The organism is Pseudomonas svalbardensis (assembly GCF_030053115.1).
Lineage (GTDB): Bacteria > Pseudomonadota > Gammaproteobacteria > Pseudomonadales > Pseudomonadaceae > Aquipseudomonas > Aquipseudomonas svalbardensis.
The window spans coordinates 2,746,511-2,767,105 of the sequence record NZ_CP125619.1; the positions used below are offsets into that span (position 1 = coordinate 2,746,511).

The following is a 20,595-nucleotide window of genomic DNA, read 5'->3' on the forward strand; positions in this document are numbered from 1 at the left end:
ATACATAGATGCAACGGGGCGGCAGTTTTTTTAAAAGCGGGTAGACAGTGGGGGCGAGTCCATACATAGCAGCTGCCGAGACTGCGAGGCTGCGTTCGGCGACGGAGTCGTCGTGAAATCAGGCGCTGCGGTGTGCCAGGAAAACTGCGTTCGCAGGGTTTACGACGACTTCGTCGCCGAACGCAGCCTCGCAGGCTCGGCAGCTGCTACATAGAGCTAGAGTGTTTCATGGGTGAAACGCTTGTAATCCCTTGAAATATTTTTCTCCAATCCCCGCAGGAAACCTCATCCCCAGCCGATACAGCCAATAGGCCCACACAAACCTATTCCAACAGTGGCGCCAAACTGAAAGCGCGAGCGCCGCCGCCCGCCATTCAGCGATCACGCAAGGATGCTCGTAGCCCCATCACCCGAGAATCATCCTATGTCACTGCGTAATCTGAATATCGCGCCTCGAGCTTTCCTGGGTTTTGCCTTCATTGCCTTGCTCGTCATCGTGCTGGGTGTGTTTGCCGTCAACCGCATGTCGACCATCCGCCAAGCCTCCATCGACATGGCAACCACGCAGCTGCCCAGCATCGTGTTTCTCGGCAACCTGACAGAAAACATCCTGCGCCTGCGCATTCTTTCTTTCAGGGTGTTGGTCAACCGTGATCCGAACGCGTTGCAGGAAGCCCAGACACGTACCGGCGTGCTGGTCGACAAGGTTCGCAGCGCACAAGCCAGTTATGCAGCGTTGCCGGCCACCCCGGAAGAAGCCGCGCTGTACGAGACGTTCACGACAACACTGGACAGCTATATGCAAGCCCAGAACCAGATGCTGGAGCTGTCGCGGCAGAACAGACTCGATGAGATGCGCACGCTGATCAACACCCGGATCAAGGACGGTACGGACCAGATGGGCGAGCAGCTGAACAAACTGGTAGCGTTCAACAACACATATGCGAAAACCGCCTCGGCCGAAGCGGGCGAGCACTACAGCAACGCCGTGACCGGCATCATCGCAGTGGCGGTGATTGCGGCGCTGATGACCGTGCTGCTGGCCTGGCTGCTGACCCGCAGCATCGTCACGCCGCTCAACCGTGCGCTCCAGGCGGCCGAAACCATTGCGGGCGGCAACCTGACTAAAACCATCGACATCGACGGCAAGGATGAACCGGCCCGTTTGCTCGGTGCCTTGTCCACGATGCAAACCAACCTGCGCAAAACCATCGAACAGATCGCCGGCTCCGCCACCCAACTGGGTGCCGCCGCTGAAGAACTCAGCACGGTCACCCAAGAAGCCTCCCGCGGTCTGCAACAGCAGAACAACGAAATCGATCAGGCCGCCACTGCCGTCAACGAAATGACCGCCGCCGTGGAAGAAGTGGCACGCAACGCGGTGTCGACGTCTGAAGCCTCGAACCAGTCTACCCAGGCGGCCCGTGAAGGTCGCGACCGAGTGGTGGAAACCGTCGGCGCGATCCAGACCATGACCCACGATGTGCAAAACACCTCGGTGATGATCGAAGGCCTGGCCGCTCAGGGGCGCGACATCGGCAAGGTGCTGGACGTGATCCGCGCCATCGCCGAGCAAACCAACCTGCTGGCGCTGAACGCTGCAATCGAAGCCGCCCGTGCCGGTGAAGCCGGGCGTGGTTTTGCGGTGGTGGCGGACGAGGTCCGGGCGCTGGCCCATCGCACCGCGCAATCGACCCAGGAAATCGAAAAAATGGTCGCCGGCATCCAGAACGGCACCGGCCACGCGGTCGCGTCGATGCAGCAAAGCAATCAACGCACCCAAAGCACCCTGGAAATGGCCCGCGCCGCCGGCGTTGCGCTGGAGCAGATCACTCAGTCGATCCAATTGATCAACGAGCGCAACCTGGTGATCGCCAGCGCTTCCGAAGAACAGGCCCAGGTGTCCCGCGAAGTTGACCGCAACCTGGTGAACATCCGCGACCTGGCCACCCAGTCCGCCGCCGGTGCCAACCAGACCAGCGCCGCCACTCACGAACTGTCGCGCCTGGCCGTGGATTTAAATGCCATGGTGGCGCGTTTCGTGATTTGAGATAGGGTTGAGACTTGGAACCCGCGCGACTGGAGAATTACATGCGCTATTCAGCCTTGACCAAACGAATTGCCGGTGACGGCGCTGCGGCCTGGCAGATTCATGACCGAGCACTGGAATTAATTGAGCAGGGCGTTGATGTGCTGTTGCTATCGATCGGCGATCCCGACTTCGATACGCCGCAGCCCATCGTTCAGGCGTGCATCGATAGTTTGTTGGCCGGTGACACCCACTACCCGTCAGTACGTGGCAGTCGGGGGTTGCGCGATAGCATTGCCAACCGTCATCGACGTCGCAGTGGTCAAGCGGTGGATGCCGATCATGTGATCGTGCTGCCGGGTGCGCAATGTGCGGTGTATTCGGTCGTGCAATGCCTGCTCGACCCGGGCGATGAAGTGATCGTCGCCGAGCCGATGTACGTGACCTATGAAGGCGTGTTCGGCGCCTGCGCGGCCAAAGTGGTGCCGGTGGCGGTGCGCCCCGAGAACGGTTTTCGGGTCGATCCGGCGGATGTCGCGGCGCTGATCACACCCAAGACCCGCGCCATTTTGCTCAACAGTCCGAACAATCCTTCCGGCGCCAGTTTGCCGTTGATGGTCTGGCAGGAACTGGCATCGCTGTGTGTTCGTCACGACTTGTGGCTGATCAGCGACGAGGTCTACAGCGATCTGTTGTACGAAGGCAAGCACATCAGCCCGGCCAGTCTGCCGGGCATGGCTGAACGCACCGCGACCATCAATAGCCTGTCCAAGTCCCACGCCATGAGCGGTTGGCGTGTGGGTTGGGTGATCGGTCCGAAACCTTTGGCCGAACACTTGGTGCACCTTTCGTTATGCATGCTGTTTGGTATTCCGGATTTCATTCAGAACGCCGCGCAAATGGCGCTGGATGAGGATCTGCCGGAAGTGGCGTTTATGCGCGAGGAGTATCGCCAGCGTCGCGACCTGGTGTGCACGAGTCTGAGTGATTGCCCGGGCCTCCGCCCGATCCGGCCTGATGGCGGGATGTTCGTGATGATCGATGTACGCCAGACCGGGCTTGGCGCCCAGAGTTTTGCCGAGCGATTGCTGGAGGGTTATGGCGTGTCAGTGCTGGCGGGTGAAGCGTTCGGGCCGAGTGCGGCGGGGCATATTCGATTGGGGTTGGTGGTGGATCAGCTGAAGCTGGCGGATGCGTGCCAGCGGATAGCGTTGTGTGCGGCGGACCTTCTGGAGGCGCGCCGGGCCTGAAGGATTTGTGCTGGCTTTAATGGCCCCTTCGCGAGCAGGCTCGCTCCCACATTTAATCTGCGTCGTACACAGATCCCGTGTGGGAGCGAGCCTGCTCGCGAAAGCTATCTGACAGGCGCCGAGTTACTCAGCCTTTCCACGCCCCGGCATTCACCAGATTCGCCGGCCGCAAACCCGCCAGCGCCGCCAACAGATTGTCCACCGCACACGTAGCCATCGCCTCCCGCGTTTCATGCGTCGCCGAGCCAATGTGCGGCGTTGCCACCACGTTGCTCAGCTGCAACAGCGGCGAGTCCGTATTCAGCGGCTCGCGTTCGAACACATCCAGCCCCGCAGCGCGAATCTGCCCCTCACGCAAGGCCTGAATCAGCGCCGCCTCGTCCACCACCTTGCCCCGTGAAATGTTGATGAAGATGGTTTCGGGGCGCATCAGGGCAAACTGCTCGGCCCCGATCAGCCCTTCGGTTTCAGCCGTCAGCGGCAATGTCAGGCATACGAAATCAGCCTGCTGCAACAGCGCCGGCAGGCTGCGGTATTGCGCGTTGAATCGTTGTTCCACCGCCGGTTTCGGTGAGTGGCTGTGATAGATAACCGGCATGCCAAAACCGAAATGCCCACGCTGGGCCAGCGCCTCACCGATCCGCCCCATGCCAATGATGCCCAGGGTTTTACCGTGTACATCGGTACCGAACTGCGCCGGGCCGATGTTGCGGTTCCACTGACCGGCGCGAACCATGTTCGCCAGTTCCACCACGCGTCGGGCGGTCGCCAGGATCAGCGCGAAACCGGTGTCGGCCGTGGTTTCGGTGAGTACGTCCGGGGTGTTGCTGAGCAGGATCCGCCGTTCGGTCAGGTAGTCGATGTCGTAGTTGTCGACCCCCACGGACACGCTGGCAATGGCTTCCAGGTCAGGTGCCAGATCCAATAATCCGGCATCCAGTTTCAGACTCGCACCGAGTAACCCGTGGGCGCGGGGCAGAGCCTCGCGCAGTGTTGCCAGGCCGTCGGCATTGAGGTTGTCGATCAGCGTCACCTCGGTCTGCTCGTGCAGGCGAGCCATCAGCAGCGGCGAGAGTTTCTTGTACAGCACAACCTGCTTTTTCATCGTCATCATCTCAACTTCAATTCAGGAATGAGCGGCCGTCGACCGTTGCACAACGGCCTTGGCCACGACCCGGTCGCTGGCGCCGGGCTTGAGGAAAATCGTCAGCACCACTGAGAGCATCAACGCGCCGCTCATCAACAGATAAGAAGCACCCGGCGAGCCAGTGGAGCTGTTCAAGTAGCCCACCAGATACGAACCGCCAAACGAACCGAGCGCGCCCATGCTGTTGATCAACGCCATGGCGCCCCCCGCGACGTTGGCCGGGAGGATTTCCGGAATGATCGCGAAGAACGGACCGTAAGGCGCGTACATGCAGGCGCCAGCGATCACCAGCAGGGTGTAGGACCACCAGAAGTGTTCAGCGCCCAAGGCGTAGGAGCCATAGAAAGCAATCGAGGCGATCAGCAGCGGTGGCCAGACAAAGCGTTTGCGCTTCTGCATTTTGTCCGAGCCCCAGGACACCAGCAGCATGCCAATCACCGCGGCCAGATACGGCAGCGAGGAGAGCCAGCCGGCTTCAATCATGTCCATTTGCGCACCGGCCTTGAGGATCGACGGCAGCCACAGCACGAAGCCATAGACGCCGATGCTCCAGCAGAAAAACTGCAAGGCCAGGATGATTACCTTGGGCGAACGGAAGGCTTCGGCGTAGTTCTTCACCGCTTTGATGCCCACCTGTTCGGCGGCCAGAGCGCTTTCCAGATCGTGCTTTTCCTGGTCGCTCAGCCACTTGGCCTGGGCGGGACGGTCATCGGCCAGACGCCACCAGATAAACGCCCAGAGCACCGCCGGCAAACCTTCGATGATGAACATCCAGCGCCAACTGTAGTGCTGCACCAGATACCCCGAGACCACCGACATCCAGAGCATGGTCACCGGATTGCCGAGGATCAGGAACGTGTTGGCCCGCGAGCGTTCGGCACGGGTGAACCAGTGGCACAGGTACACCAGCATCGCCGGCATCACCGCGGCTTCGACCACGCCGAGCATGAAGCGAATCACGATCAGCCAGTAGGCGTTGGAGACGATCCCGGTCAACGTGGCCAGGCCACCCCAGAGAATCAGGCTGACGAAAATCAGCTTCTTGACGCTGTGCTTCTGGGCGTAGATCGCGCCCGGCACCTGGAAGAAGAAGTAGCCAAGGAAGAACAGTGCGCCAAGCATCGACGACAGGCCCGGCGTGATCATCAGGTCGGCGGCCATCCCGGAGGCGGCGGCGAACCCGTAGTTGGCGCGGTCCAGGTACGCCAGGCTGTAGGTGATGAACACGATCGGCATGATGTACCACCAGCGGCGGGCGGCGAGTGTTGCGGTTTTCATAGTGGTGCTCCTGAGCTTGTTGTTTTTGTCGCAGCAGGTAACGGGTTAAATCTTCAGTGATTGTTACGGCCTCTTCGCGAGCAGGCTCGCTCCCACAGGGTTACGTTGGAATGCGATCCAATGTGGGAGCGAGCCTGCTCGCGATGGCGGCCTCAAATTCGGCGATCATTTCGGATCGATTGGGCAACCCCTCCATATCCCCACGGCTCTGCACCGCGCGGCTGCCAATCCAGTTGGCGCGCTTCACCGCATCGGCAAAGCTGTGGTTTTCCAGCAAGGCGCTGATCATGCCAACGGCAAAACCATCGCCGGCACCGACGGTGTCGACCACCGTTTCCACGGGCACGCCCGCGACGAAACCCTGGTCCAGGTGGGTGCGGTAATACGCACCGTGCGGGCCCAGTTTGATCGCCACGGCTTCGGCGCCTTGATCGAGGTAGAACGCCGCGATGTCGGCTGGGTCTTCGAAACCGGTCAGCAACCGGCCTTCGCTCAACCCCGGCAGCACCCAATGGGCGAGGGATGCGAGGCGGTTGATCTCGCTAATCATCTGTTGCTCGCTGGCCCACAGACTCGGGCGCAGGTTCGGGTCGAAGGACACGCTGCGCCCTGCATCGCGCATGCGGGTCATCAACTCGAAAGACATTTCCCGCGCCGTTTCGGACAGCGCCGGCGGAATGCCGGTGGCGTGCAAGTGTCGGGCGCTCAGCAACTCAGGGGCGATTGACTGCCGCGACAGATGACTCGCCGCCGACCCACGACGGAAATACTCGACCACCGGATCGCTGCCATCGTCAGTGCGCGACTTGAGCTGAAAACCGGTGGGGTGTGCGGTGTCGATGGCAACGTTGCTGCAATCCAGACCTTCTTTTTCCAGGGTGTCGATCACGAACCGTCCCAGCGAATCAGCGCCCACTCGGCTCAGCCAGGCCACGTTAAAACCCAACCGCGACAAGCCAATGGCGACATTGCTGTCGGCCCCGGCAATGCGTTTGTGGAAGTGGTCGACATCGGCCAGATCACCGTTCTGCTCGGCGACGAACATCGCCATGGTTTCGCCGAACGAGAGAATATCGATCTCAGGCATGAGCGCTCTCCAACCGGGTTTGACCGAGGCGGACGAGGGCGGCGACATGCTCGGTGGTCAACTGCACCAGGTCGTCGCCTTGCAGCGGGTATTCCGCCGCCCGCATGACGCCTTGGGCCATGTGCCGCAGCAGTTGTTCCCACAGATGCAGGTCACTGGCGGTCGGCGGTATGGCGACCAGTTTGCCATCGGCCCGGCGCGTCACGGCTTTGCAGTGCACATAGCCGACGTGACGACCGAGCAACCGCGCGGCGCTGGCAGCGGACTGGTCTTGCCAATGCCAGTTGCCGATGTCGAAGGTCATTTTGACCGGCAGGTTGTGTTGCTCGACTTCATTGAAAAACCGTTGGAACGGCTCGATACGGCCTCCGTGCAGGGTTTGATCGTTTTCCACCAGCAACTGCACGGCGCTTTTGCCCAGCACGCGGGACAAGGTCTGGAGATCGCTGTTGTCGGTGAAATAGCCCAGGGACACTTTCAGCCATTTGGCACCGAATGCCTGGGCACGCTGCAGTGCGCTGATCAGTTCGGGATTGGGTTTGGACTGGCCAGCCAACCACAATTCCATCGGTGAGGAATACACGCTTTCGAGGCCTTGGGCCTGGGTGGCGTCAGCCAGTTGCGCAGGATCTTCGACGGTCAGCAGTTCTTCGCGCCATTCGATGCGCGTGGCGCCCGCGGCGGCCAACACGTCGATAAACGATCCCTGACCGCGTTGGCGAACAAGGTCGGCGCCGTAGCTCGACAGGCTGATGGAGACAGGTGGTTTATTCATTGTTGTATACCTCTGAAACCGGTTTCATTTTTGTTCAAAAAAAATTGGTGACCTTTATGGCCTCTTCGCGAGCAGGCTCGCTCCCACAGGGGGGGTGTGAGCGCCGTAGGTCCCTTGTGGGAGCGAGCCTGCTCGCGAAGAGGTCCTGACATTCACTGCAAATTTCCTAGAGTCGACCCACGCACAATCAACCGCGCCGAAAAATCCAGGGTCCGCACCGGCCCGTCATCACCGCGCAAACGCTTGAGCAAACACTCGAACGCACTGGCGCCAATCTCGGCCGTCGGCTGGGCGAGGGCGGTGATGCCGCTGCCGACCAGCGGATACCAATCCAGGTCATCGAGGGCGATCAGGCCGACGTCCTCGAACAGATTGCACTTCAGTTCTCGCAACGAATGGGTGCTGGCCAGCGCGGCGATTCCGTTGGCGCAGAACAGCGTTTTCGGGCCGGGACCGGGCGTTTCAAGGAAGGTTTTCAGCTGCGCGGTGAGTTCGCTGCCGGTTTCGATCAGGGTGCCGCGCAGGGCCGGGCGTTGTTCGATCTGCGCCTTGAAGCTGCTGACCCGCTCGATCCGCGAACTGGTGCCGTCATAGGGTTCAGTGACCAGCAGCACGTCGCGATAGCCGCGTTCTTGCAAATGGGTGAGGGCCATTTCAATGGCGGCAGGATTGTCCAGCCCGACCAGATCGCTGTCGAGCTGCTCGACCTTGCGATCCACCAGCACCAGCGGCATTTCCCGATGCAGTTCACGTAATTCGTCGCGATGATGACCGAGGGTGTTCACGATCAAGCCTTCGATGTTGTAGGAGCGCAGCAGGGCCAGGTGCTGGCGTTCCTGCTCGTCATCGCGATCGGTGTTGCACACCACCAGGCTGTAGCCGTGCTGACGGCAGGCGGTTTCCACCCCGTGCATCACGGCAATCGAATAAGGGTTACGGATATCGGCCACCAGCATGCCGATCAGGCGGGTTCGACCGCGCTTCAGACCGCGGGCCATCTGGTTCGGGCGATAGCCCAGTTCGGCAATCGCCTGCTCGATGCGCAAGGCAGTGGCATCGGAGAGCAGGGCACGGTCATCGCCGATGAAGCGCGAGACGCTGGCCTTGGAGACCTTGGCGTGTTCGGCGACGTCGAGCATGGTGACGCGGCTACGCTGGGCGGCGGAGAAGTCGTTCACGGTTTTTAACCTTGTTATTGGTGTTTGTGCAGGTCGGCTATGAAACCGGTTTCAGAAGACACCATTAGCCAGAAGACGTCAAGCCAGCGACATCCCAATGCATAGGAATAAACCGACCAACGGTAGCGTTACCTGTCATATGTGACAGTAGCCAAACCACTGAACTCGGCGCTTAATTTCTTTCAGCACCAAAAAGTAACTCTGTGACCATCAAAGGACTTGCGATGATATGGCGCCCAATAAACCACTGACATTCGATGCGCCAAAAGTTAGAGGCGTAGCCGATCCCGATGTTGATCCGGAGGGTCATATCCCACTTCCATTGTTACCCGAAGGTATTGATGTGATCGTCCCTTTATGGCCCGAGCCGGCGACGAAGCCGGGGGAAAGGGACATTTTGACGGTTCACTTTGTGCAACCCGGACAAACACCTGTAAAAATAGAAAATACTTATACTCCGGGGGAGATGAAGCCTGAGTTTATTATTCATATCGGTCCGCAGTATTTGCTAAATAATGGCGTCGGCGAGTTGTGGTATGAATTGCTTGATACGGCCGATAATCCATCTTTTTCATATCGTCGTAAACTGACAATAGATCACACTCCGTTACCGATTGAACTTGAAGAAGCTGATTTTTTATACGAGAGCCTTTGGGGTTATTATAATTGCGGCACTGAGCCACCAATATGGTTTGGCATACATGTTGTTATTCCGCCGCTAACATTATTTAAAGTTGGCGATAGATGCGAAGTCACATGGAGAGGGTATTCCACGCTGAATGGTAGCGGCCCTGAGATCGTTCCCGCACGCTGGATCAATGTGCGCCAAAATTTGAGCGATAAAGATATTCGGGAAGGATATCCACTCGTAGTTGAACCCTACGACATACATATAAAGCCGATGGTGAAAAACTCTTCCGCCACCCTCATTTATCGAATATATCGTGGAGCCAGGCTTGTAGGTGTGTCAAAAACAGCATTGGTCAAAATCGACAGAATCATCAGTGGTCAAGAGCTCCCATGTGGGCCTTGAACAATGTTGAGTAACGTGCGCTGCGCAGGACGTTGTAAATCGTATTCTTTGGTCCCGACAAATTTCACTTCAATTGTGATGACAGGAGATTTTCAAGATGAACAGCAGAGTTGATAAAGCCATACTGTCCCGAAGCGCTGTGCTTCAGAAAAGTTACGGTGCGGGAGGCGTACTTGCAAACCCCATCGGCGTCACAATTACAGCTCAAACACTTCCCGGGGGTGACTTGCGCATCCCGCTGGCGGCGCTGTCCTCGCCGCTCAATTACACCATTCCGAAGCCTACAGAGCCTGAGGATCCGGATGATATGATTGAGTTTAAAATCCGTGAGAAAGGTACGTTAGCCTGGACGGATATAGAGGACATGCAAGAGTTGGGGCCTATTGCTGGCAGGACATGGCCTTTGCCCAAGACAATCCCAATGACCCCGTGGATGGTCGAGAAAAACACATCTGAATTTCCTACTGAGTATGAAATTAAATACGTTTACTGGTATGGCTCGGTGAACGAGGGGAATTCGGACATCGTTACATACGGCATTGACCGAACTGCACCCTATAGAGAAAAGCGACCACCTTCGAACCTGTCTCCGAGAGCAGCCAACTTTCCAGCCAATTTGCCGCCGACCGCTGCTATCGATGAAGCCTACATAGGTAACAATCCGAGCGGAATCACATTGACTGCCGCGACCTATCAGAACTATCACTCCACTGACGTGTTGCTGGCCTGGTTGGGCAAAGCCCCGGATCCTGTGCGTGACCAGCCGGTGCTTGAAATTTCTTTACCCTCCTCACGCGAATTTACCATCCCCATCGATGTATTCGTAAATGCTGAAGAGGGTGCTAACACAGTCATCTATAGAGTGAGGGATCTTGTAGGTCACTTGAGCAAAGTATCGAATCCCGCTTCGCGTGAAGTAAAGCGCATTGCCGATCCTACTGTATTTGAACCGCCAAAGGTGCCATTGGCCGACGACGATTTGATTGATCTGGCTGACTGTCATCTGGGGGTCAAACTTGAGGCGAAGGTGCCCGCCCCGAATGCTCCAACGGACACGCTCATGGGTTACTGGGGCACAATGGAACTGGGTGAAAAGCTTGTGAATACTGCCGTTGATGGCAAATTAGTTTGGGATGTTCCATATTCCACCATCAAGACTGTATACGGCAATACAGATGGCGATGAAGAAACCGAGTTCAGTTATTCCATGTTTCGAGGTATCCGTCGTCTTGGCGGGAGAGATGACAAGACAGTGGTCAATATTCACTATGTCGGACCTGTTAATCCGGATGAGCCGAATCCCGTGAACCCTTCTTTGAACCAACCTGTACTGACGGTTACAGGGGGCAGTACGGATCAGGTGGAAGAATCGGATTTCGGAAAGGATGCAACCATTTCAGTTACATTGTTCGCCGTTCCGCCTACAGAAGAAGGATGGTTGGCTACGATTTATTATGATGGAGTGAAAGTGGGCGAGACCATCGCCTTAACCCCGGGTCAGGAAAATACTACACTTACGCAACCGCTTCCTTGGGATACAATATTTGCTCAAGGTCCCGGAGACAAACCATTACATTGGGTACTTCATACCGCGTTGAATCCTAACCCGACTAAATGTATACCCAAGGATATTCCTGTAGCCGCTTTTCCTATCCAGACTCCCGCACCCGAGGTGCAGAATCTTGCAGGCCCGATGCGGAGAATCGGTTGTTCAACATTGAACTTCGTCCCTCCTGGTGATGGCACTGCCCGGCGTAATCTGAGAGTTATCATCCCGAAAAGTGGTTACACGGTCGCGGGGGAGACGATCACTTTAAGTTTTGCTGCATATACCGATGCCTCTCCACCGGTTCTTGTTGATGGGACGGAAACCACTGTAGATTTGCCGGTGCCTGACCCGTATCCACCTGCGGGGGTTCCAGTCGATATCGGTGAGTATGTCACTCACTTCAAACCGGCGAACCGGGCAAATGCTGTGCTTACATACACCATTACCCGGGCGGGTACTACGCCCACTCCACCGTCAGCGGAGGCTAAACATTTCATGCTGTTTACTAATAGCGAGGGGCAGTACTGCGAAGAGGTAAATCCTGTTCCATGACGTTCGCCACAGACAATGCGACTAGATAGTCTTAGTCGCATTGTCTTAAGTTGATTCGAGACCTGTCAGAAAAATCCGATGTCGGATTTTTCGATGCTGAAAAACAGATACGTCCTACAGAGATGGGCGTAGCTTCACGCTAGCCTAGCGACCCTCGTTTTCATGGCCTCCTACGTAAGTGGTAGTGATTCCGTTTTTTAGATGACAGGTGTCTACTATGCAAAAAAAGTTAACTGCGGCGCCTACTTTCGGTATCGGCCGGAGTTTAATATTTACTTCCATGCTGTTGCCATTCTCATCATTGACCATGGCAGGAAACCTGGTTGGAGGGAACACAACTATTACCGGAGGTGTTCCCGAGCAATGGTCGCTTAGCTCAAATGCCACATTGAACGTCAATGGAGCTCAGACGCTGTTCATAAACACTGACAGTTCGACACTCAACGTCAATGCAGGTATCACTCAACAGATCGCAGCCCGTAACGGCTCTCAAGTTAACCTGAGCGGAGCAACCGTCTCGGGCTTTGGCGGTCTGGCTGCGGTGGCACTCGTCAATAGTCAGGCCAATATCGACAACAGCACGATCACTGGCAATCGTGTCGGGCTTCAGGTTGTACGCAACGCGAATACTTTGACGGGGTCTACCGCCACCGTTAGCGGCAAAAGCAACATAACCGGTGTGACGGGCGGAGCCCTGGTGAGTGCATTCAGTCGCTTGGATGTCACTGATTCGACGATTCAGGGAACAGGTGCCAGCAGTTACGGATTGAGGTTGGCCAGCGGTCAGGCCACGGCCACTGACAGCACGATCATAGGGGGACAAAACGGTGTGACGATCGGGCTTGACGCGAATTCTATCCAGCCCGCGACGCTGAACCTCAACAATACAACTGTCGAGGGCGTTACCGGTTCGGCCATTCAGGTTGATTTCGCCAGTGCGGGGTCTTCGACTGCGACGATCACGCTGAACAACTCCCGGCTGGTGGCAGGCAACGATACCTTGCTGGATGTACGAGGAGGGGCTACTGCTTCGTTTACTGTCAATAACAGTACGTTAAGCGGCAATATCGTCAATGAAGCAGGCAGCACTGCTGACCTGGTTTTACAGAACAATTCGGTTCTGACAGGCAACCTGGAAAATGTATCTCGCGCAACCATCAATGACTCTTCTCGATGGGTACTGGTGGGTGATGGCCAGATAGACAATTTGACTCTGAACGGCGGCACCGTTCGCTTCGGCGCCGACAATGCTTTTTATCAATTGAATGTGGGGCAGCTCGCGGGTAATGGTCGCTTCGAGTTGGGAACTGACTTCTCTACGGGCCAGACAGATCTGCTGAATGTGACCGGGACGGCGAGCGGTCGTCATGAACTGATAATCAGTAGTTCTGGTGTGGACCCCGCCGCCGGTCAACCGGTTCGGGTGGTGCAAACAGGTGGCGGCGATGCGCAATTCTTTATGGATCGGGAGGTAGACCTCGGAGCCTTTTCTTATAGCTTGGCGAAAAACGGCAACGACTGGATTCTCGATCCCGCGACAAGGACAGTAAGCCCTGGCGCGCGTTCGGTGCTGGCTTTATTCAATACGGCATCGACAGTGTGGTCAGCAGAAGCTACGTCTCTGCGTTCGCGCATGGGGGAGTTGCGTTTCAATGGTGGTGAGGGCGGCGCCTGGGGCCGCACCTATGGCAACAAATACAACGTGGCCGATGGTTCAGGTGTTGGATATCAGCAAACCCAACGAGGTTTTACGTTGGGTGCCGATGCTCCGCTGCCATTCGGCGACGGACAATGGTTGATAGGCGTGATGGCGGGGCATAGCAAGTCCGACCTGAACCTTGATGGCGGTACTTCCGGTACCGTCACCAGCAACTATCTGGGAACCTACCTCACCTGGATTGATGCCGGTAGTGGTTACTACCTGGACGGAGTTCTTAAATTAAACCGCTTCCGCAACGAGGCCAAGGTTGGTTTGAGCGATGGACACAGGGCCAAAGGTGATTACGATAATACCGGACTGGGTGGTTCCATCGAGCTTGGGCGGAATATCAAACTGGCTGGTGGCTATTTCATCGAGCCCTACACAAAGTGGTCCGGCGTGGTCATTCAGGGCAGGAGTTTCACTCTGGACAACGATATGCAAGCTAATGGAGACCGCACACGGTCATTGGTGGGCGAAGCAGGCATGACAGCTGGACGCACTTTTGCACTGGAACGCGATCTACAAGTTCAGCCCTATGTACGGGTCGCGCTGGGTCACGAGTTCGCCAAAAATAATGAGGTCAAGGTTAACGATAATGTGTTCAACAATGATCTCTCAGGATCTCGAGGTGAGATTGCCGCAGGTTTGGCTGTCGCCATGACGGATCGCCTGCAAGTGCACATTGATGCGGATTACAGCAAAGGGAAAAACATAGAGCGGCCGATCGGCTTGAATATTGGCGTTCGTTACGGTTTTTAAGAAAATAAATGGAGGTGATCTAATAAAAAAGGAAGCGTAGGCTTCCTTTTTTATTGAACGTTTCTTTCATGACTTTGTTAGGCAGCCTGTCTGGTGCTTTTGTTTTTACGAGTGCTGGAGATATCGCTTTTTGCATTGAATTCGAGATTGAGAGTTAACGTTTTATCGTCGTCGTTATCATGGTTTTCCAGAAGGACGTCTTTGAGTTCTCCGGAGAAAACACCAGAGTTATCGAACTTGATGTGAATCGTTCCGCTGTGCTGCATGTAGATGACGGGTTCTGCCGATACGCTATTGTCCACAAAGGTTACCCGCACCTCACTGGAGTCAGGGCTGACAGTATAAGGGCCATCTGCCAAGTCTTTCCTGGCTGACACGTACACTTCCTTTGTGGTGAAATCTGGACCTGGCGCACGTTGCCTGGCGAACATGACATGAGACTCACCGTGCGGTGGAGGGAACGTCTGTGATGTCAACTCTACCAAGTGCGCATTAAACGTGATCCCGCCGCCAATTGTTCCACTGCAGCTACCGGATCGGGTGATGTTGTTGATCCTGTTCATTTAAATTGTCTCCGCGATTATGACTCGAAATATCCTGGCAATAGAATGTCCGGGATGACATATCAGAGCGCTGAAAAGCCAACTTGTAAACTGTCAAACCTGACAGTTTACAAGGCCTTCTAAATGTGATTTTTTTGTCCGGTGGGGTGGGACAAATTTTTACTGTCCGATCCAGACACTTAGCCACGTCGAACCTGCCAGCAATAAACCCATGGAGCGATTGAAGTATTTGGAGGCTTTGGTTGAACGGAGCCTTTTATTGATACTTGATCCCAGCAGCGCCCAGGCAGCCATGCAAGGCAGAGCTATCGCAAAAAAAACAAAACTCAACAACAAGACGTGATGCAAGCGATCGGAGCCGTTGCTGGCAAACACGCCGATGACCGCCATGGCCATCATCCAGGTTTTTGGGTTTATCCATTGCAGGCCTGCGGCGGTCAAAAGGCCCGGACGTTTTTGATTGCCGGATACATCGGGATCGAAGGTATCGGTCGCAGAATGGTAAATGTGCCAGGCCAGGTAGCTCAACCAGGTAACGCCTAGCCACTGCATGGCGTTTTGCAGCAAGGGAATCTGTTTCAGGGATTCACCCAAACCATAACCGACCAGCAGGACGATGATTGCAGCACTGGCGCAGGCACCAAAGAGGATAGGCAATGTAGCCTTGAAGCCATGTCGAGCACTGTTGCTCAGCACCAGAATATTGGTCGGCCCCGGCGTGATGGAGGCGACGAACGCAAACAACATAAAAGGTAGCAAGGTCGGAAAGGTGGACAACATGGCAGCAGGCTCCGTGGATTAACTCAGGAGCCAATCCTCACAAAGCCTGATTCACACGTCTGGAAGATTTGAGCAGCGCTTGCGATACAGCGCCGGCGTCAAACCATAAGCCCGAACAAACCAGCGGCCCAGGTGACTCTGATCGGCAAACCCCAGTTCCATCGCCACCGTCGCCGGCTGCTCGCCACGGGCCAGCATTCGCCGGGCGGTCGCCAGGCGCAATTGCACGAGGTAGGCGTGGGGTGCCATGCCATAAGCAGCCTTGAAGGCGCGGGTCAGGCGGAAGCGATCAACTCCGGTGACGGCGGCCAGTTGGTCGAGGCCGATGTCGTATTGAGCGTTGGCGTGCAGGTACTCCCGTGCCTTCTGCGCCACCAGCGGCAGGCGCGGATCCTCGCCATAGTGGGCGCGCCAGTGCAGGTGACTGGTCAGGCGTTCGAGCAAACCGTCGAGGGCGGTCTGGCGGACGATTTTCAGTTCACCATGATGCAGGGTTTGAAACGCCAGGCTGGTGGCGTGGGCCAGTCGCGAGTCGCTGGCCAGGGTGTTGGCGAAACTCAATTGACTGTAGTCGGGGGCATTTTCGAAGACTGCACTGAGTTCACGTTTCAGCCACTGCGGGTCGAGGTACAGCATGCGGTAGGTGAAACCGTCTTCGGTCGGCGCTTCACCGTCGTGGATGTCCCCCGGCTCGAGCAGAAACACCTTGCCCGGTGTGCTTTGGTGCTTTGCTCGCCGACAGTGAAACTGCTGAACCCCTTGTTCGGTGACGCCCACCAGATAGCTGTCATGCCAGTGCGGGTCGTAGGCATGGCCTTCGAAATGCGCGCGCAGGGTCTCGATGCCGGTGTCGGCGTCCTGGGCCAGGTCGATCCAATTGTGAGTCGTCATGCTGCACCTGTGAGACGGATAGCCGACTTATTTAACGCCCGCGCCGAGGGCGATGACTAGAACGTTTGTGCAGGGATCAGTTGAACAGTCCCGCCGCGATGTTGATCGAGAACCCGAGAATGGCCGTATTGAACAGAAAGCCGATCAGCGACTGCGCCAGGACAATCTTGCGCAAATCCCGAGTCGCCACGCCAACATCGGACGTCTGGACCGCCGCGCTGATGGTGAACGAGAAGTACAGGAAGTCCCAGTAATTGGGCGTTGTCAGACCTTCAGCAAAACGCAGTGCGGGGTCTTTGCCGCCCCAGGTGTAGAACAGACGGGCGTAGTGCACGCTGAAAATCACCCCGATCAGCAGCCAGGAACCGATCACCGTCAACGCGGTAAAGCCGTAGTGCAACAGCTTGCGCGTGGTTTCCAGGTCTCTGCTGCCGGCCAGTTCAAAGGCGATGGTCGCCAGGCTCGCCACCGCGGCGATGCATACAACAAACAGCACCAGCCCGGCGTTTTCGTCTTCGACCTCGGCAATGCGTTTCACATCCGGCGCTTTGGCGCGCGCGGTGAGCCAGAACATCAGGACCAGGTAAGCCCAGACGCCGGCATTCCAGCCGAAGAGGATTTTGCTGATGATCGAGTCGGCCGGCGCCAGAATGCCCACCGCGACGCCGAGGGTGGCAGCGGCGGACAGGCGAGGGTGGGTGCGGGCGAGGAAGGGCATGTGAACTCGATGCGTCAGGGCTTTGCAAACACCTTAGCCCAGCGCACTCGGTTGTGACCATAACCCTGAGATCGATGAAAACCCTTGTGGGAGCGAGCCTGCTCGCGAAGATGCCATCACATTCAACCTATCCGTTGACTGTTACGCCGCTTTCGCGAGCAGGCTCGCTCCCACAATTGATTTGTGTTTGCTCAGTTACTTTTATTTCTCTTTCGCACCAACTTCATCACCACCACAAAAAACACCGGCACAAACACCACCGCCAGCGTCGCCGTGATCATCCCGCCAATCATCCCGGTGCCGATCGCTTGCTGGCTCGCCGAACTGGCCCCGGTGGCAATCGCCAACGGCACCACGCCGAGGATGAACGCCAGCGACGTCATCACAATCGGCCGCAGTCGCAGGCGCGCGGCTTGCAGGGTAGCGTCGATCAGGTCGTGGCCTTCGTCGTACAGGCTCTTGGCGAACTCGATGATCAGGATCGCGTTCTTCGCCGACAGCCCGATGATGGTGATCAGCCCGACCTTGAAGAACACGTCGTTGGGCATCCCGCGAAAAGTCACGGCCAGTACCGCGCCAAGTACGCCGAGCGGCACCACCAGCAGCACCGAGGTCGGAATCGACCAGCTCTCATACAACGCGGCCAGACAAAGGAACACGATCAGCAACGACAAACCGAGCAGGATCGGCGCCTGACTGCCGGATAACCGTTCCTGCAATGACAACCCGGTCCATTCCTGGCCCAATCCCGCCGGGCCAAGTGCAACCAGTCGTTCGATTTCCGCCATGGCTTCGCCGGTGCTGTGACCGGGCGACGGTTCGCCGGAAATGCTGATCGCCGGGTAGCCGTTGTAGCGCGTCATTTGCGCCGGACCCTGAGTCCATTTGGCCTGGACGAAGGCCGACAAAGGCACCATTTTCCCGGCGTTGTTGCGCACGTGAATCTTCAGCAGATCGGCGACCTGACTGCGCTGATCGCCTTCAGCCTGCACCACCACCCGTTGCATCCGCCCCTGATTGGGGAAGTCGTTGATGTAGGCCGAACCGACGGCGGTGGACAGCACATTGCCAATGTCGGCAAAGGACACGCCCAGCGCGTTGGCCTGTTTGCGGTCGACTTCCAGTTGTACCTGCGGTGCTTCGGCCAGGGCGCTTTCGCGCACGTTCATCAGGATCGGACTTTTCTCGGCGGCAGCGAGTAATTCACTCCGCGCCTGCATCAACGTGGCATGGCCGAGGCCGCCACGGTCCTGCAGGCGGAACTCGAAACCGCTGGAGGTGCCAAGGCCATCCACCGGCGGTGGCAGTACCGAAAACGCTACGGCGTCCTTGATCTGGCTCAACGCAATGTTGGCGCGATCGGCAATCGAACTGGCCGAGTCGTCGCTACCCCGATCAGACCAGTCTTTGAGCGTGGTAAATGCCAGCGCGGCGTTCTGCCCGCTACCGGAAAAACTGAAACCGAGAATCACCGTGCTGTCGCCGACGCCGGGTTCAGTGGCGTTGTGGGCTTCGATCTGCTCGACCACCTGCACTGTTCGGTTCTTGCTTGCACCCGGCGGCAGTTGAATATCGGTGATGGTGTAACCCTGATCTTCCACCGGCAGGAACGAGGAGGGCAGGCGACTGAAGCACACGCCTAATCCGATCAGCAGCACGCCGTAGATCAACAGGTAACGTCCCGTGCGTTTCAGCGCATAGGCGACCCAGCCCTGATAACGCTCGGTCAGTTGCTCGAAACGCCGGTTGAACCAGCCGAAGAACCCGCGCTTCTCGTGATGTTCGCCCTTGGCAATCGGCTTGAGCAGCGTCGCGCACAACGCCGGGGTCAAGGTCAGGGCGAGGAACGCCGAGAACAGAATCGACGTCGCCATCGACAAGGAGAACTGCCGGTAAATCACTCCGACCGACCCCTGCATGAACGCCATCGGAATGAACACCGCGACCAGCACCAGCGTGATGCCGATGATTGCGCCGGTGATCTGCTTCATTGCCTTGCGCGTTGCCTCTTTGGGCGACAGGCCTTCGGTGGCCATGATTCGCTCGACGTTCTCCACCACCACAATCGCGTCATCCACCAGGATGCCGATGGCCAGCACCATGCCGAACATGGTCAGCACGTTGATCGAGAACCCCAGCGCCAGCATGGTCGCAAAAGTGCCCATCAGCGCCACCGGCACTACCAGGGTCGGGATCAGCGTGTAGCGGATGTTTTGCAGGAACAGGAACATCACCGCGAACACCAGCAACATTGCCTCGACAAGGGTGTAAACCACCTTGGTGATCGAGACTTTGACGAAGGGCGAAGTGTCGTACGGGATCTTGTATTCCACGCCCGCCGGGAAGTAGCGCGCCAGTTCATCCATCTTCGCCCGCACCAACGTGGCAGTGCTCAGGGCATTAGCACCTGGCGCCAATTGCACGCTGACGGCGGTCGACGGTTTGCCGTTGAGGCGCGTGGAGAACTGATATTCCTGACTGCCGATCTCGACGCGCGCCACGTCTTTGATGCGCACAGTTGAGCCGTCGGGATTGGCTTTCAGGACGATGTCGGCGAATTCTTCCGGTGTCGACAACTGGCCTTTGACCAGAATGGTCGCGGTGATTTCCTGGGTGGTGCGGGTCGGCAAATCGCCGATACTGCCCGCCGACACTTGCGCGTTCTGCGCGACGATGGCGGCGTTGACGTCGGCCGGGGTCAGGTTGAAACCGATCAGCTTCTGCGGGTCGATCCAGATCCGCATGGCCCGTTCGGCACCGTACAACTGCGCCTTGCCGACGCCGTCCAGGCGCTTGATCTCGTTCATCACGTTGCGCGCCAGGTAATCGCTGAGCGCCACGTCGTCGAGCTTGCCGTCACTGGAGGTGAGGGTGATCAGCAGCAGGAAACCGGCGGAGACTTTCTCCACCTGCAAACCCTGTTGCGTCACCGCTTGAGGCAGGCGCGACTCGACTACTTTCAGACGGTTTTGCACATCGACCTGAGCCATTTCCGGATCAGTGCCCGGCTGGAACGTCGCGGTGATGGTGGCACTGCCGAGGCTGCTCTGGGATTCGAAATACAGCAAATGGTCTGCGCCGTTGAGTTCTTCCTCGATCAGGCTGACCACGCTTTCGTCCACGGTCTGTGCCGAAGCACCGGGGTACACGGCGTAGATTTCGACTTTCGGCGGCGCGACGTTGGGGTACTGCGCCACCGGCAACTGTGGAATGGCCAAGGCGCCGGCCAACAGGATGAACAGGGCAACCACCCAGGCGAACACCGGGCGATCGATAAAGAACTGCGGCATAAAGAAGCGTCCTG

15 protein-coding genes are annotated in these 20,595 nt (G+C 57.4%); 5 read left to right on the top strand and 10 right to left on the bottom strand.

All coding sequences use genetic code 11. The features are described from left to right. The first annotated feature begins 424 nt into the window (after positions 1-424). A complete protein-coding gene (locus tag QFX16_RS12660) occupies positions 425-2,050 on the top strand; it encodes a methyl-accepting chemotaxis protein (protein WP_283184174.1) in 1,626 nt (541 codons plus the stop codon). Positions 2,051-2,091: 41 nt separating this feature from the next. Beyond that, the gene (locus QFX16_RS12665; protein ID WP_283184175.1) at positions 2,092-3,279 is read left to right on the top strand and encodes a pyridoxal phosphate-dependent aminotransferase; all 1,188 of its coding nucleotides are present in this window, start codon (positions 2,092-2,094) and stop codon (positions 3,277-3,279) included. 127 nt (positions 3,280-3,406) lie between these two features. Here QFX16_RS12665 and QFX16_RS12670 read toward each other — a convergent pair whose 3' ends face one another. The 5 genes from QFX16_RS12670 to QFX16_RS12690 all read right to left on the bottom strand — a co-directional run bounded on the left by QFX16_RS12670 (position 3,407) and on the right by QFX16_RS12690 (position 8,744). Beyond that, positions 3,407-4,384, bottom strand: a complete 978-nt coding sequence (locus QFX16_RS12670) for a 2-hydroxyacid dehydrogenase (protein ID WP_283184176.1) — start codon at positions 4,382-4,384, stop codon at positions 3,407-3,409. Positions 4,385-4,405: 21 nt separating this feature from the next. Then, positions 4,406-5,704, bottom strand: a complete 1,299-nt coding sequence (locus QFX16_RS12675; protein WP_283184177.1) for an MFS transporter — start codon at positions 5,702-5,704, stop codon at positions 4,406-4,408. 100 nt (positions 5,705-5,804) lie between these two features. Next, positions 5,805-6,791 (bottom strand): sugar kinase, encoded by a 987-nt coding sequence (locus tag QFX16_RS12680; RefSeq protein ID WP_283184178.1) that lies wholly within the window; start codon positions 6,789-6,791, stop codon positions 5,805-5,807. Further along, on the bottom strand, positions 6,784-7,566 hold the full coding sequence (locus QFX16_RS12685; protein ID WP_283184179.1) for a sugar phosphate isomerase/epimerase family protein: 783 nt from the start codon (positions 7,564-7,566) through the stop codon (positions 6,784-6,786). The genes QFX16_RS12680 and QFX16_RS12685 overlap by 8 nt, the downstream gene beginning before the upstream one ends. 152 nt (positions 7,567-7,718) lie before the next feature. Next, positions 7,719-8,744 (bottom strand): LacI family DNA-binding transcriptional regulator, encoded by a 1,026-nt coding sequence (locus tag QFX16_RS12690; RefSeq protein ID WP_283184180.1) that lies wholly within the window; start codon positions 8,742-8,744, stop codon positions 7,719-7,721. Positions 8,745-8,973: 229 nt separating this feature from the next. Between QFX16_RS12690 and QFX16_RS12695 the strand changes: the two genes are divergently transcribed. From QFX16_RS12695 to QFX16_RS12705, 3 genes are all read left to right on the top strand, one after another. Next, on the top strand, positions 8,974-9,777 hold the full coding sequence (locus QFX16_RS12695) for a hypothetical protein (protein WP_283184181.1): 804 nt from the start codon (positions 8,974-8,976) through the stop codon (positions 9,775-9,777). A 97-nt stretch (positions 9,778-9,874) separates the two neighbouring features. Next, on the top strand, positions 9,875-11,878 hold the full coding sequence (locus QFX16_RS12700) for a hypothetical protein (RefSeq protein WP_283184182.1): 2,004 nt from the start codon (positions 9,875-9,877) through the stop codon (positions 11,876-11,878). A 217-nt stretch (positions 11,879-12,095) separates the two neighbouring features. Continuing rightward, a complete protein-coding gene (locus QFX16_RS12705) occupies positions 12,096-14,339 on the top strand; it encodes an autotransporter outer membrane beta-barrel domain-containing protein (RefSeq protein WP_283184183.1) in 2,244 nt (747 codons plus the stop codon). 77 nt (positions 14,340-14,416) lie between these two features. Here QFX16_RS12705 and QFX16_RS12710 read toward each other — a convergent pair whose 3' ends face one another. From QFX16_RS12710 to QFX16_RS12730, 5 genes are all read right to left on the bottom strand, one after another. Continuing rightward, positions 14,417-14,902, bottom strand: a complete 486-nt coding sequence (locus QFX16_RS12710) for a hypothetical protein (protein WP_283184184.1) — start codon at positions 14,900-14,902, stop codon at positions 14,417-14,419. A 159-nt stretch (positions 14,903-15,061) separates the two neighbouring features. After that, entirely contained in the window at positions 15,062-15,682 is a 621-nt protein-coding gene (locus tag QFX16_RS12715) for a LysE family translocator (protein WP_283184185.1), read from the bottom strand. A gap of 51 nt (positions 15,683-15,733) precedes the next feature. Beyond that, entirely contained in the window at positions 15,734-16,573 is an 840-nt protein-coding gene (locus QFX16_RS12720; protein ID WP_283184186.1) for an AraC family transcriptional regulator, read from the bottom strand. Positions 16,574-16,649: 76 nt separating this feature from the next. Continuing rightward, complete coding sequence (locus tag QFX16_RS12725; RefSeq protein ID WP_283184187.1) at positions 16,650-17,291, bottom strand: DUF1345 domain-containing protein; 642 nt, start codon at positions 17,289-17,291, stop codon at positions 16,650-16,652. Between the two features lie 191 nt (positions 17,292-17,482). Continuing rightward, positions 17,483-20,581 carry a multidrug efflux RND transporter permease subunit gene (locus tag QFX16_RS12730; protein WP_283184188.1) on the bottom strand — a complete coding sequence of 1,033 codons (3,099 nt, stop codon included), beginning with the start codon at positions 20,579-20,581 and terminating at the stop codon, positions 17,483-17,485. Positions 20,582-20,595 lie beyond the last annotated feature (14 nt).